Source organism: Aerococcus sp. UMB1112A (genome assembly GCF_030230715.1).
GTDB lineage: Bacteria > Bacillota > Bacilli > Lactobacillales > Aerococcaceae > Aerococcus.
In genome coordinates this window covers 169,469-183,906 of record NZ_JASPDS010000002.1, presented here as the reverse complement: position 1 = coordinate 183,906, position 14,438 = coordinate 169,469, and the positions used below count along the sequence as shown (strand labels likewise).

Here is a 14,438-nt window from a genome sequence, read left to right as displayed (position 1 = left end):
TTAAGGAGAGAAAGGATGCCTATGACGAAGAATAAAAAAATGCGTCATCAAGTCGTAATTGCTAACCAAGACTATACCATTGTCAGCGATAAGTCGCGTGCGCATGTCGACCAGGTAGTTGAAATTCTTAACCAACAAATGAAGGAGATGCAGACTAGCCATTATGCTATCTCAACTGAAGAACAAGCCCTCTTAGCGGCAGTCAATGCTATTTCTGACCGCTTAGACCTTGAGCTGTCAGTTGAAAATCGTAATCAGAGCCAAGAAACGGCCAGCGATATTGGAGGGTTAGAAGCTGAAGTCAAAGCTTTAAAAGAGGAAATTCATTTTCTCCATAAAAATTTTGCTAAAGCTTTTCAACGTTTGTTAAAAGAGCGGGATGCTTCTGAGTCAGTCAGTCCAGTTGATCGTCACGACCAAAGCCAAGAAAAGACAGCGAGTCAGCCGAGCGCTTCATCGGATCGCAAACAGGGAGGCTTGACTAAGACCCGCCGCCACTAGTGCAAAGGAGCGCATCTGGCTATGATTCTTATCTTATTTTTATTGCTTAGTTTGATCAAGGGCTTAGCCTATTATCGAAGACCCTATTTATTGGGAGGCTGGGGAGCAGGGGCCTATGCCTTGACCTTGGCCTCCGCCTTTAGCCTGGCTCGTGTTTTGAGCCCAACTTTAGTAGGCCCCTTGGAACTTTTCCTTCCTCTGCCAGGCCATGACTTAGATACGACTTACGCTTTTTATCCAAGAGAACTGATTCCTAACTTGGATACAGCTTTTTTCAGATTAGCGGCTTTTTGTTTCGTTTTCGTTTTTACTCTACTTCTTTTGCGCCGCTTGACTAGGCCTCTACTTGTTCTTACTTCGAGTCAGCAGTCGGCGCAGCTAAGCAAGTCCCAGCTAAGCTTAGTGGGGATTTATGCCTTGCTAGATAGCTATTTTTTAATTTTTTTCAGCTTACAGCTGCTAACTTTCATAGGGCTCCCACAAGTGCAGACTTTTTTAGGCGACGATTTTTTGGTTTCTAGACTTTTATTCCAAAGTCCCCTTTTAAGTCAGTGGATGTTTGCTTTTATTTTTGATGGATTAGCCCTAAATCTCTAGTGTTTGCGAAGGAGGATGCTCTGTTTGAATCATAAAATATTTGAAACACTTGAATTTGATCGTATTCGTCAGGAGGTTAAGGGATATTGCCAACACCCGCTAGCTAGCGAGAAGAGCCAGTCTCTTACAGCCATGACAAATCGAAAGGAAATCCAACAAGCGCTCGATGAAGTTGAAGAATTTTGCCGCTTGGATGCCTTGACCTTGGAAATGCCATTGGGTCGGGTGAACGATATCCGTCCTAGCCTAAAGCGCCTGGAGATCCAAGCTTCTTTAAATGGCCAAGAGCTAGCAGGAATTCTACAGCTACTGACCCTAGTTAAGGGCTTGCTTAACTTCCAAGGACGGCTCCAGGAAGAGGAGGAAGCCTTTGAATGGATCCAAACTTACCTGGACCAGTTAGTCGCTTTGGCGGAAGAGAGACGGGCCTTGGAAGCGGCCATTGAAGTTGATGGTACTGTCAAGGATGGGGCAAGCAGCCGCTTAATGCAGATCCGCCGCCAACTCCACAACGAGGAGAACAATATTCGCCGCCAACTGAACCAAATTATTAAATCCAATAAAAGCGCCTATTTGAGTGACCAGCTGGTAACGATTCGAAATGATCGCTATGTTCTCCCTGTCCAACATTCCTACCGCCATGCCTTTGGGGGGATCGTCCACGACCAGAGTGCTAGTGGACAAACTTTATATATAGAACCCCAAGTGGTAGTGGAAAGCAACAACCGTTTGCAGGCTCTCAAAAGAGAAGAGAAGGAAGAAATTGAGCGGATTTTGGCCGAACTCTGTGCTAACTTAGTCCCCGTTCTTGCGGATTTAGCGTCTAATAACGAGCTGCTTGGCCACTTAGACTTTATCCACGCTAAATTTCAATTGGCTAAAGCCTACCAGGCCAGTAAACCTGTACTTGCACAAGCAAGCGACCAGCTTGCCCTTAAGGCAGCCTACCATCCCTACCTAGATGCCGATACGGCCGTAGCCAATGATATTTACTTCAGTTCGGACTATCGAATGATTATTATCACTGGACCCAACACAGGTGGGAAGACCATCACCCTTAAAACAGTGGGCCTGATTCAGTTAATGGCTCAGTCTGGTCTATTCATTACGGCTAAACCAGGTTCAAAGCTTGAAGTTTTTGATGAAATCTTCGCTGATATTGGTGATGAGCAGTCGATCGAACAGAACTTGAGTACCTTCTCTGGGCATATGACCAATATTATTCAGATCTTGGAGCGAGTGGATAGCCAAAGCTTGGTCTTAGTCGATGAGCTGGGCTCTGGGACAGATCCTCAAGAAGGGGCAGCTTTGGCCATGGCGATTCTGAACCGCTTATCAGATAGTCAAGCCAAGGTGATGGCAACCACCCACTATCCAGAACTTAAAGCCTTCTCATATGAACACCCAGCCAGCATCAATGCCAGTGTCGAATTTAATGAGAAGACTTTGAGTCCAACTTACCGACTCTTGATCGGGGAACCCGGACGGTCTAATGCCATTGATATCGTTAGTCGTTTGGGTCTCGACCAGGACATTATCCAAGAAGCTCGCTCCTATATCTCTAGCGATAGCCACAATCTTAATGATATGCTCCTCTCCTTGGATGAACAGCGGCAGAAGTTTGAACGCAAGTCCAAGCAACTCAATCAGAACATGCAGAAAGCCGATGACCTCCTCCATGATTTAAAATTAGCCTACCAAGCCATGCGGGAAGATAAGGAAAAATACCTACAGCGGGCTAAAAAAGAAGCCAATGAGATTGTGGAAAAACGTAAGAAACAATCCGATAAAATCCTGCAAGATATCCGCCAATGGCAGCTTGATCAAGGCAAATCACAGGTCAAAGAACATGAGATGATCGATAAGAAGAAAGCTCTTGACGATTTAACCTACGAAGAACAGCAATTGCAGCAGAATAAGGTGCTTAAGAAAGCTAAAAAAGAAAAAGCGGCCCAAGAGGCGGCTAAAACTTTAGAAGTTGGCGATGAAGTGAAGGTGATTCCTTATGGTCAAGAAGGCGTCGTTATGGAAGAAAGGGAAGATGATGAGTGGGTAGTTCAGATGGGGATCTTGAAGATGACCCTGCCACGCAAGGATCTTAAACTCCTCCGTAAGAGCAAACAGGCAGCAACAGACAAGCCAGCAAGAGCTAGTGTTAAAGCCTCTAAAGCTAAGTCAGTGTCATCCAGCCTCGACTTGAGGGGAGAACGTTATGATGATGCCATGAAACGTTTGGATGCCTATATTGATGCTGCGCTCCTGGCTAATTATGGCCAGGTCACGATTATCCACGGCCATGGGACAGGGGCCTTGCGCAAGGGCGTGCAAAACTATCTCAAACGCCATTCTCGGGTGGTGGATTTCCACTTTGCTCCCTATAATATGGGCGGCAACGGTGCGACTATTGTTAAGTTTAAGGAAGACTAAAGCCAGGCAAAACTTATCTAAAAATCAGCAGCCTATGTTATACTAAAATTATACAAGCAAAGAAATACTAAGGAGGTATCTTATGGTACAAGCACTAACTGATGCAAACTTTGAAGCAGAAACTCAAGACGGACTGGTCCTGGTTGACTTTTGGGCAACTTGGTGTGGCCCTTGCCGAATGCAAAGTCCAGTCATTGAACAATTAGATGATGAAATGGGCGACCAAGTGAAATTTACTAAGGTCGATGTGGATGAAAACCAAGAAACAGCTCGTCAATTTGGCATTATGTCGATTCCAACCCTTCTTATTAAAAAGGATGGCGAAGCAGTTGAGACTTTAATTGGTTATACACCAAAAGAAAAATTGGAACAAATCTTAGAACAATATCTATAAGATAAGCAAAAATTGAGCGGTTGGGCTAGGCCTAACCGCTCATGTGCTTAAATATGATTGATTGTTTGATAAGGTCCCTTAGTGATAGCTCGCTTGTTCTTGCGAGGGAGGCAGGCTAGTCTCATACCCTGTAGTTGGGTTCGCAAGAGCAGCCTTGAAGTGATTTCAGCTCATCGAAACGTCTGACTGACGTCAGCCTTTTTCGATGAGCCTCCAATCATTCAAGTCTAAGCGCTCTTGCTCACACCCTTTGCTTATTTGATTGGTCGGTCTGGGTTGCCGTGGGCGAGGTTGGCGCGGATGTCTTTGTTGATAGCGCCTTGGTCGTATTGGGTCCGCCAGTCTAGGTAACCTGCTTCAAGGCCGCGGATGAGAACTTCTGCTGTTCCGATGTTAGTTGCTAGCGGCACATTGTAGACGTCGCAGAGACGAATTAGCGCATTGACATCAGGCTCATGGGGCATGGCAGCTAGGGGATCGCGAAGGAATACCACTAAGTCCATTTCATTTTGCGAGACCGCTGCACCGATCTGTTGGTCACCACCGAGGGGGCCAGATTGGTAACGATGAACCTTGAGTCCTGTTGCCTCTTGGATCTTCTTTCCTGTCGTGCCGGTTGCAAAAAGCTCATGTTCCTGTAAAATTTCCTTGTAGGCTGTCGTGAAAGCAATCATAAGATCTTTCTTGCTATCGTGAGCAATTAAAGCAATTTTCATTTAAAAGCCACCTTTCAATTAAGTAAAAAATCTATAATCATCTTCTAATCAATTGTAACACGAATTTGAAAATAAAGGATTTGAGAAGTTTATGAATTTACCTATTGCCTTTCTGGATTCGGGGGTCGGGGGCCTAACGGTTGTTAAAGAAGCCATGCGTCAACTGCCCAATGAGTCCCTAATCTATATCGGTGATAATGCTCGTTGCCCCTATGGCCCGAGACCTGAGGAGGAAGTTTCTTTCTTTACCAATCAATTGGTCGATTTCCTGGTCAAGCAGGGGGCTAAAATGCTCGTTATTGCCTGCAATACGGCCTCTGCGGTGTGTCTGGAAGAGGTGCGCAAGCGCTTGGATATCCCGGTAATTGGGATGATCCAGCCTGGTGCCCGAGCCGCCAATAAAGCCACACGTAAGGGACGCATCGGGATCTTGGGCACCCAGGGAACGATCGAAAGCGGGGCCTACCAGGAAGCTTTATGGGCTAAAAATAACCACTTAGAGCTTTTTCCCTTGGCTTGCCCCGCTTTTGTCCCTTTAGTCGAAAGTCACCAATACCAGTCCTCTTTAGCTAAGAAATTAGTGGCTGAGACCCTAGCAGATTTGCGCAAAAAAGATCTCGATACCCTGATCCTAGGTTGTACCCATTTTCCTCTATTAGAACAAACCATCCAACATGTTATGGGGAAAGAAGTTACTTTGATCGATTCAGGGGCGGAAGCCGTGTCAGAATTATCGATTTTGTTGGACTATCTGGGCTTGGCAGAATCTCGGCCGGGACATGCTAAACAGCATTTCTATACGACAGGCTCGGTTCGCTTGTTTAAAGAAATCGGCCAGGACTGGCTGGGCCGAGAAATGGCTGTGAAACAAGTTAAATTAACTGATTTATAGGAGGATAACGGATGAAAAAAATTGTCATTGCTACTAAAAACCCAGGTAAGGCCAAAGAATTTGAAATGATCTTTGCCAATTACCAGGTAGAAACCCTTTTAGACCATCCAGAAATGGCAGATATTGAGGAAAATGGACGCAGTTTCTTGGAGAACGCCGGGATAAAGGCGCGGACTGCTGCTCAAGCTTTAGGAGAAATCGTGATTGCGGATGACTCAGGCTTATCTGTGGATGCCTTGGACGGAGCCCCCGGTATTTATTCCGCGCGCTATGCAGGTCCAGAAAAATCGGATGCTGCTAACCGCGCCAAACTATTAGAGGAATTGCAGGATGTTGATCCAAGCAAGCGGCAAGCTGCCTTCCACTGTGTCTTAGTCGTCGCTGGAGCCAATGGTGAAATCCTAGCAGACTATGAAGGAAAATTAGAAGGCGAAATTTTAACAGAAGAGCGAGGAACGAATGGGTTTGGTTACGATTCCCTCTTCTATGTGCCTAGCAAGGGGATGACTACCGCTGAAATGACAGCAGAGGAAAAAGCAGCCATTAGCCACCGTGGTCAAGCCCTGGCAGCCCTCCAAGAGGACTTAGACCAAGGCAAGTTAAAGCTCTAAACACACAAAAACCAGCTCCTTTAATTTGGAGGCTGGTTTTTTCGATTAGGCATTTTCATTGAACTTTTCTTCCCTAGCTTGGAGCATGGCCATGGAAGTATTGAATTGAGATTCGGGTTGGCTGATACCTGCTTGGTCTAAGGCTTCAGTAAGTTTGCTGTAGTACTTGCCTTCGACATCTAGCTGCATGCCATTAACCGCAAAGAGACGGACCCGGTAAATCAGGTTGAAGCGGTTGCTACCGCGGAAGACTCCCAGATAGATGGGATCTTGAGCGAGTAGGGGATCCGGTTGTTCTTTTTCCATGCAAGCTCTAAGCACGGCTTCAATTTGGTCAGCATCCGAATCGGGATAAATTCTCAAGTCGATATCGCAGCGGATAGGGTAGCGGGAGCGGTTGGTGACATCTGTAATATTACGGTTGGAAATAAAATGTAGGTCCCCGTTAAAGTCCTTAATGACTGTGGTTCGGATGCCTAGCTTAGAAATTTCGCCTTCATAATCGTTGATGAGAACCGTATCACCCACATCAAATTGGTGTTCTAAGAGGATAAAGAAGCCGTTAACAATATCGTTAACGAGACCTTGAGCCCCAATACCAATCGCCACACTGGCAATCCCGGCACCAGCCATCAGTGTAGCGACTGGAACGCCCAAGATCGCTAAGACAGAGTAGATGACGAGGAAGTAATAGGTATACTGGATAAAATTTTGTACCAAGGTACGCAAGGTTTGTTGACGGGCAGGATTCTTCTCAAAACGTTCGGCCTTGTCGTAATAAAAATCAACCGAGCGAGTTAACAAGCGGCGGACGATCGAGAGAATCAAGACAGTGATAACAATTTGAATGATATTACCAAACCAAGAGCTGATGACTTGGTCCCATTCAATTTTAGAAAAATAATTAGTAAAAAAAGTTTTGATTTGTGACATGGCTGCCTCCTACTTTCTTTTAAGTATTCTAATTTTAAGGAGAAAGCATGGAAAAGTAAAGTTTTCTGATTGGCTTGCCGCTTTTGCTATAGGAAAAAAGATTTTTTTTGTATTCTCTAAAGAAAAATGGTATGATTATCCTATGAAAATGGGAAGCAATGACTATAAATCTGAAGAGCTTACCCGATAATATAAGGGGTGATGTGCAAGATGACATGGGGCGGAGCTGCAGCCTTAATTGCTGCCATAGCTTTTGCAGTCTTGGTTGTTTTTTTGGTTCTTTTAGTGAGAGAACTCACAACAACCATTAAGAATGTGAGTCAGACAGTTGAAGAAGTTAATGATACCTTGGCTGTTTTGCGGCGTGATGTCGATGACTTATCTATTGAAGCACAGGGACTTTTGAATAAGACCAATGTGCTGATGGATGATGTCAATGGTAAGGTGAGCACCGTGGATCCATTATTTAAGGCAATCGGTGACCTCGGCGTATCAGTTTCTGACGTCAATGATGCAACTCGGGATCTGGTAGTCAGCATCCGACAAAAAGACCAAAAAGCTCAGGATAAGTCGGCTAGCCAAATTAATAGCCAACTTTCAGCTGGGACAGCTAAAGAAAAGTCAGGCGCTGTTGAAAAACTCGGTCAGACCGCTAAGCGGCTCAAGCAAAAGCGCTATATACGTAAGGTAAAAGAAGCATCAGAAAGTAAAGCATTTTAAGAGTTAAAGGAGTTATTATCATGAGTAAAAATAATTTAGGATCATTCTTATTAGGCGCCTTCGTGGGAGGGACTGCAGCAGCAGTGACAGCCTTACTATTTGCACCTAAGTCTGGTGAAGAATTACGCCAAGATATCAACGAACAAGCTCGTCAAGCTCGCGATACAGCCCGCGATTACAAAGATTTAGCCTTAGAAAAAGGCGCTGCAATCTATGACACCGCTTATGTTGCTGCTGATGATATCCGCATTAACTTAAAAGAATCTGCAAGCAATATTAAGTCGCAATTAGCTGAAACAGGCGAAGAAGTTAACCAACAGTACCAAGCAGCTAAGCACGATATCGCCGAGGCTTACAATGAAGCATCTGATTCTGTTAAAGAAAGCGCAGAAGAGGGTAAGGAAGCAGCAAAAGCTGCTGGTAAAGAAATTAAGGATGAAGCTAAAGCAGCCGGCGAAGAAGTCAAAGCAGAAGGCAAGGCAGCTAAAGACCAAGCCGAAGCTGATGCTAAAGTAGCTAAGGATGTCGCAAAAGAAGAAGGCAAAGATGCTAAAGACCAAGCTGAAGCTAAGTCTAAAGCTTAAATCAAGAAAAAATGAGAAAAAAGGAGGCTGGGACAAAAGTTCCGGCTTCCTTTTTTAAAAAGCAAAATTTTAAAAACGTGTTCCAAAAGTCAGGCTTGACATCCACTTTATGCAGGGGAGAGACTTGGCGCTTAGGCTTGGATGGTTGGAGCAAGTTAGAATAAGAACGAAGAATTCGCTTGTTTATGCCTTAGCGAATCCTACTACGACCTATGTCTAAGCCTTTACCAACGATTTCCCATAGTTCGCTCCTATGGTTCAGGCCTGATCGACTTTTGTCACACGCTCTTTATGTAAAATTTTCATTAATAAATGTAAAAAAATTCAAATTTTAAGCAATTATGTATTGTATTTATCCGCACTTAGTGTCAAAATAGTACTTGTGCTTATTTTAGTGAAAACGCTATAACTCATTTGAAAAAGAGATGAAAGCTTATAAGAATCTTATAGTAAACGCTTGCATTTCTTTGAAGACTTGCTTATACTTACTGTGACTACATGTGGAAAAATCGAGGAGGGAAAGCATGAACAAACAAACTGTAACAATCTATGATGTTGCTCGTGAAGCAGAAGTCTCCATGGCAACGGTATCGCGTGTGGTTAATGGCAATACCAATGTCAAACCATCCACACGTGAGAAAGTTATGAAGGTCATTGAAAAATTAGACTACCGTCCAAATGCTGTGGCAAGGGGGCTAGCAAGCCGGCGGACCACCACGGTTGGGGTTATTATTCCGGATATTACGAACCTGTATTTTTCAAGCTTTGCATTAGGTATTGACGATATCGCCGCTATGTATGATTATAGTATCATCATGGCCAATGCTGACCAAGGTCGGGAAGAAAAAGTGGTAACGGATATCCTATCCCGCCAAGTGGATGGCTTGGTTTATTTAGGCCACACGATGACAGATAAGATCCGCCATGAGGTTGAACGGACTCGGACACCGATTGTCTTGGCTGGCATGATTGATCCTGAAGGCAAGATGCCTTCTGTCCACATTGATTATGAATCAGCTGTAGCAGAAGCTGTTTCTCGCCTTTTCGACCAGGGTATTGAGGATGTGGCCTTTATTTCAGCCCCCGAATATCAAGTCGATGATGAGCTAGGTCGCTTTAATGGCTATAAGAAGGCCTTAGCTAGTCACAACAAGGACTTGGATTCGGCCCTGTGCTTAACGGCCGAAAACTCCCGCTACCGGGCAGCTGAAGAGGTTGGCCAAGAGCTGATCGATTCTAAGGCCCAAGCCGCTATGATTATCGGCGATGAATTAGCAGCAGGCGTCAGCAATTATGTTCAAGACAAGGGACTTAAGGTGCCAGAAGATATTTCGATTGTGTCATCCAATAACTCTATCATCACAGAAATTGTCCGCCCCCAACTTACAACTATTGCGCCCCCGCTTTATGATATTGGAGCAGTTGCCATGCGAATTCTAACCAAGTTAATGGGTGATAAGTCAGTTGAAGAAGAAGTCATTGAAAACAAAAACATTCTGCCTTATAAAATTATCGTTCGCGATTCTACCAAATAGCTAAAACTAGCTTTATTTCTTAGTCATGCAGAATAGTAAAGCCCTCAAAGCTTTCTCAGGAAAAGCTTGAGGGCTTTATTTATGGACTTAATTAGGCGGCTTCACTTGCGTTAGCCTGGTCACTTGAGGCTTGATCTTCCTTTTCTTTAATGGCATCAAATGGTCGATTAAAAGCTCTCTCCAAGCGTCGCCGGTAGCCTTGGAGGATGGAAAGAAAGCGCTGGTTAGTCGCTTCTGAATCTTTAATCCGGTAGTCTTCTAGCTCAAAGGCTAGCTCATCCAGCTCAGCCCCGATGGCATAGTTAAAGCTAGCATTAGGCAGGGGCATGTTTTGGGGGAAGAGCTCAGTTTTCTTTGCCTCTTCAGCTGGGATATGATAGCGACTTTGGTAGGGACCTGGGAAGTCTCCAGCGGCTTGACCGCTTTTCTCTACGATAGGGAATTCACGGACACTATCCGGTCGGTTAAAATGCTGGCCAGCGCCCAGAAGCTGGGCGTTATTAGCATAGAGGGTATTCATAGCTGACAGCCAGTACTTGGCATGGCGGTCTGAGGGACGGCCGAAAGCTTGGTTATCATCCGCCTGGTCGAGGCTCTGTTGAATGCTTGGATTGTCGTAGCCAATCCAGGAGGCGAGGCTGACCGCTGGAGTGCTACCAACAACCCAGCTATCAATGTAGCCTTCAGAGGTGCCTGTTTTAACTAGCCAGTCTAAGTCTGCCGGTAAGGCTTCCTGATGGTCTTGCCAGAGGCCTTCTGTTTTAACCGACTTAAGCATATCAGCCAGGATATAGGCCACATCTGAGTTAAAGGCCCGCTTATTTTCTTTTTGGGCTTGGTAGTAAAGCTTGCCATGCCGGTCGTGGATGCTTTGGATGAGGTGGGGCTTGTGGTAGACCCCACCATTCGCAATAGTGGCGTAGGCAGCGGCCATTTCAGCAACTGTTGGACCCGTTTGCGTTCCACCCAAGCTAAGTGCCAGGTTTTGGTATTCATGGCCACCAATAGCTTTGTCCAAGCCCAAGTGGTCCATATAGGATTTGAGGTCAGCCCCTTCTTGGACCAGTGTCTGGTAGAGATGCACGGTTGGGTTATTGAGGGACTGGGCTAGAGCTTGTCGGGCTGTGACAATCTGGTTGGAGATGGTCTGGCCATAGTTACTTGGTTCATAGTAAGTCCCGTCCTCTTCTTGGGTTCGGATATAGTTATCAGCAAGACGCGTTGCGGGACTAATCAATCCTTCTTGGAGGGCAGGCCCATAAGTAAGTAGAGGCTTGATGGTCGAACCTGGTGACCGGCGCGTGGAGAAAGCATGGTCCGTTTGCTGTTTGCTGTAGTCAACCCCTGCTGTAAAGGCTAAGATAGCCCCTGTATGATTATCAATGAGGACCGCTCCATTCTGGACGATATCACCTTGGCGGGGGCTTCCCAAACGGCTTGCATTTTGCTGGAGTTTAGCCTCCAAGGCCTGGTGAAGGTCCAATTGAACCGTACTTTGAATCTCAAGACCGCGATTTTTAAAAGCTTGCTCAGCTTCATCATAATAATTGGCCAAACGTTCAGGTTGTTCTTTGACGGCTTCCCAGTTTTCTCCTCGGGCTTCAGCTAGACTCTGAGTGAGGATGAGTAAGCTCTCGCGCTTAAGGGCTTGGAAGAGGAAGCTGTGGGGGTCCTGACTTTCAGGGGCTTTTTCTTCGCTTGGGATAAAGTCTTGGCGGATATCATAAGTTTTAGCGGCTTGGAATTCTTCTTCTGAAATGACTTCTTCAATCCGCATCCGCTCCAGGACTTCCGCCATCCGGTCAATTCCTAGTTTCATTTGCTCTTCTGGCTTAAATTTGCCATTTTGCTGGTAGGGGGTGTAGCTGTAGGGATTCTGTGCCAGCCCGACGAGAAAGGCAGCTTGGGGGATGTTCACGTCAGCTGCTTTTTTCCCAAAAAGTCCCTGGCTGCTTGCTTCAATACCTGCAACATTCTCTCCTCTGGCATTCCGACCGAAGGAAGAGAAGTTGAGATAGGCTTCAAGGATTTGTTCTTTAGTGAAAAACTTTTCCAAACGGATGGCGAGCAGTAGTTCCTTTGCCTTACGGGCCAAACTGACCTCATTAGTCAACAGCGTTTGCTTGATTAACTGCTGGCTGAGGGTTGATCCGCCTGAGGGATTGCCGATACCAAAAAGATAAGAAGCCGCCGCTCGGAAGATGGCGCTAGGTACGAAACCAGGGTGGTCGAAGAAATGTTCATCTTCGGTTGCCACTAGGCCATTAACAATGAGGGGGTTAACCTGGTTGAGGGGAATATTCTCGCGTCGAATATCTGGCTGGACTTGGAAAAGGATCTGACCGTCCTGGCTAAGTAATTGTGAGGGTTCTTCTGTATTCACCATGGCCTGGGCCATTTCTTGACGGCTTGGGATAGGGTCATCTTCCGTCAGACCAAGCAGGTAACCTAGTCCCAAGCCTAGGATAAGGACAGCGAGGGCGCAAAATAAGGCCAGGCAGGCTTTAAGAGCTTGACCAGCTAGAGCGAGTAGACGGCTCAGATGGCTAAGAAAAGAGAGATTTTTATTTTGAAAAGAATTTGGCATAAGTCACCTCCGTGGACTGGTTTTCTTTATTATAACAAAAGACGCCAAGTAAGGGGGCTTTAGCTAGGCTATAACTTAAGATTTCTAGTATAATAAGGCTAAAGGAGGACGGCCCATGGAAAACTGTTTACTCATTATTAATCCTGTCGCTGGTAACGGCTTGGGACGTGCAGTCGCTCCCGAATTAGACTGGACCTTGGCCAAAAGTTTTGCGCATACTCATTTAGTTTTTACCCGAGGAGTAGGTGATATAGCACGCATTATTGGCCATTACCACGACCAGGTGGACGCTGTTTTTGTGGCAGGGGGTGACGGCACCCTTAATGAGGCGGTCAATGCACTGGCCCCTTATCACTTTGATCGACCCTTGGGCTATATGCCTCTAGGAACGGTGAATGATATTGGTCGGGTTTTGAAAATTTCCCAACAACCCAAGGAGGCGCTCAGGCAGCTTTCCCGCCTACGAACTTGTTCTGTCGATCTGGGGCGGATTAATAACCAATACTTTATGAATGTTGTTGCTGTGGGACAGATTCCTGAAGCCGTTAAAGAAACAAAGGCAGAAGCTAAGAAGCGCCTAGGCAAGCTGGCCTATGTGGCAGACGGCGTTCAAGCCTTCTTCCAATCCAATGCCCAGACGTATGACATCATCGCGGATGGCGACCACCATATCGTTGAGACTGAACTCATCTTGATCTGCTTGACGAACTCAGTAGGGGGGATCGAACATATGGTTGAGCGCGCTCGGATTGATGATGGTTGGGCCCACCTACTCTTTCTCAAGAACCGTCATAGTCTTGAATTTGTCCCTGAACTCCTTCAGAGTGCTCTTCAAGGGGATATTTCCGCTTCTAAGTTTGTCCAGTACAGACGGGCTAAGGATATCCAATTAAAGGCCTTAGATCAGCCGATGACTTCCAATGTCGACGGCGATTCCGGGCCCAAGCTACCTGTTCATGTTGAAGTCCTAGCAGGCCAGCTTAAGCTGCTCGTGCCTGACTTAAGAACTTAAGTTGCGTAAAACCCTAAAATTTGCTATTATTGATACGTTAATTTGAAAATTATTTTAGGAAAGAAGGGGCTTTTGTGTCAGGACATAATAAATGGAGTAAAATTAAAAACACAAAGGGCGCGGAAGACGCCAAACGTGCCAAGGTTTTCCAAAAATTATCACGGGAAATCTATATGGCAGTTAAACAAGGTGGACCGGAGCCGAACTCCAACCCCGCCTTGCGGATGGTGATGGATAAAGCTAAGTCCGCCAACATGCCAAAATCTAATATTGAGCGTGCTATTGATAAAGGTAGTAATCAAAATAGTGGTGAAGATTACGATGAAGTAACTTATGAAGGCTATGGTCCTAATGGGATTGCCGTTTATGTCGAAACTTTAACAGACAATACTAACCGTACCCTGAGCAATGTGCGGACCATCTTTAACAAGAATGGGGGCAGTTTGGGAGAATCAGGCTCTGTTGCTTTCATGTTTGACCGTAAGGGTTATATTGCCATTGAACGCGAAGGCTTAGATGTTGATGAAGATACCATGCTGATGGAAGCCTTAGAAGCAGGCGCTGAGGACCTCCAAGTTTCGGACGAAGTTTTCGAAATTTATAGTCAAGCAGAAGACTTTGGTGATGTGCGTGATGCCTTGAAAGAAGACGGTTATGAACTTGCCAGTGCCGAATTAACCATGGTCCCTAAGACACTGATTGATTTACCAGCTGACAAGGCAGAAACTTTTGAAAATCTGATCGACAAGCTTGAAGATGATGATGACGTGCAAAACGTTTATTACACGACAGAATTACCTGAAGACTAAGTCAAAAATATGAGAAAAAAAGCTGGGCCTCGGTCCAGTTTTTTCTTTAGGACAAACTTGAGCAGGTCTTGTAAATTTGCTACTCTAGAACTAATCTTTAATGAATGAAGGGAGAGTCAC

Annotated in this window: 13 protein-coding genes; 10 read left to right on the top strand and 3 right to left on the bottom strand. The window is 45.5% G+C overall.

What is annotated here, in order from left to right:
- Positions 1-21 precede the first annotated feature (21 nt).
- The 3 genes from zapA to trxA all read left to right on the top strand — a co-directional run bounded on the left by zapA (position 22) and on the right by trxA (position 3,919).
- Positions 22-501, top strand: coding sequence for a cell division protein ZapA (gene zapA, locus QP860_RS02030; protein WP_284878562.1), 480 nt, complete (start codon positions 22-24; stop codon positions 499-501).
- A gap of 621 nt (positions 502-1,122) precedes the next feature.
- Positions 1,123-3,525 (top strand): endonuclease MutS2, encoded by a 2,403-nt coding sequence (locus QP860_RS02025; protein WP_070616947.1) that lies wholly within the window; start codon positions 1,123-1,125, stop codon positions 3,523-3,525.
- 82 nt (positions 3,526-3,607) lie between these two features.
- A complete protein-coding gene (gene trxA, locus QP860_RS02020; RefSeq protein ID WP_067975842.1) occupies positions 3,608-3,919 on the top strand; it encodes a thioredoxin in 312 nt (103 codons plus the stop codon).
- Between the two features lie 254 nt (positions 3,920-4,173).
- Here the strand turns inward: trxA and mgsA are convergent, their stop codons facing one another.
- Positions 4,174-4,635, bottom strand: a complete 462-nt coding sequence (mgsA, locus tag QP860_RS02015) for a methylglyoxal synthase (protein ID WP_070616949.1) — start codon at positions 4,633-4,635, stop codon at positions 4,174-4,176.
- Positions 4,636-4,726: 91 nt separating this feature from the next.
- Here mgsA and racE point away from each other — a divergent pair, with 91 nt between their 5' ends.
- Positions 4,727-5,527, top strand: coding sequence for a glutamate racemase (racE, locus tag QP860_RS02010; protein WP_070616950.1), 801 nt, complete (start codon positions 4,727-4,729; stop codon positions 5,525-5,527).
- Between the two features lie 11 nt (positions 5,528-5,538).
- Positions 5,539-6,138 (top strand): XTP/dITP diphosphatase, encoded by a 600-nt coding sequence (locus QP860_RS02005; protein WP_070616951.1) that lies wholly within the window; start codon positions 5,539-5,541, stop codon positions 6,136-6,138.
- 45 nt (positions 6,139-6,183) lie between these two features.
- Here QP860_RS02005 and QP860_RS02000 read toward each other — a convergent pair whose 3' ends face one another.
- Complete coding sequence (locus tag QP860_RS02000; RefSeq protein WP_284912079.1) at positions 6,184-7,071, bottom strand: mechanosensitive ion channel family protein; 888 nt, start codon at positions 7,069-7,071, stop codon at positions 6,184-6,186.
- A gap of 210 nt (positions 7,072-7,281) precedes the next feature.
- Here QP860_RS02000 and QP860_RS01995 point away from each other — a divergent pair, with 210 nt between their 5' ends.
- The 3 genes from QP860_RS01995 to QP860_RS01985 all read left to right on the top strand — a co-directional run bounded on the left by QP860_RS01995 (position 7,282) and on the right by QP860_RS01985 (position 9,910).
- Complete coding sequence (locus QP860_RS01995) at positions 7,282-7,791, top strand: DUF948 domain-containing protein (protein WP_067975865.1); 510 nt, start codon at positions 7,282-7,284, stop codon at positions 7,789-7,791.
- 20 nt (positions 7,792-7,811) lie between these two features.
- Positions 7,812-8,375: a YtxH domain-containing protein gene (locus tag QP860_RS01990; RefSeq protein WP_070616954.1), complete on the top strand. Its 564-nt coding sequence runs from the start codon at positions 7,812-7,814 to the stop codon at positions 8,373-8,375.
- Positions 8,376-8,899: 524 nt separating this feature from the next.
- Positions 8,900-9,910 carry a substrate-binding domain-containing protein gene (locus tag QP860_RS01985; protein ID WP_067975873.1) on the top strand — a complete coding sequence of 337 codons (1,011 nt, stop codon included), beginning with the start codon at positions 8,900-8,902 and terminating at the stop codon, positions 9,908-9,910.
- Between the two features lie 91 nt (positions 9,911-10,001).
- On the opposite strand, the gene QP860_RS01980 is transcribed toward QP860_RS01985, so the two are convergent.
- Positions 10,002-12,497, bottom strand: a complete 2,496-nt coding sequence (locus tag QP860_RS01980; RefSeq protein ID WP_070616955.1) for a transglycosylase domain-containing protein — start codon at positions 12,495-12,497, stop codon at positions 10,002-10,004.
- 115 nt (positions 12,498-12,612) lie between these two features.
- Between QP860_RS01980 and QP860_RS01975 the strand changes: the two genes are divergently transcribed.
- Positions 12,613-13,509 carry a diacylglycerol/lipid kinase family protein gene (locus tag QP860_RS01975; RefSeq protein WP_070616956.1) on the top strand — a complete coding sequence of 299 codons (897 nt, stop codon included), beginning with the start codon at positions 12,613-12,615 and terminating at the stop codon, positions 13,507-13,509.
- A gap of 74 nt (positions 13,510-13,583) precedes the next feature.
- Complete coding sequence (locus tag QP860_RS01970; protein WP_067975883.1) at positions 13,584-14,318, top strand: YebC/PmpR family DNA-binding transcriptional regulator; 735 nt, start codon at positions 13,584-13,586, stop codon at positions 14,316-14,318.
- Positions 14,319-14,438: the final 120 nt, after the last annotated feature.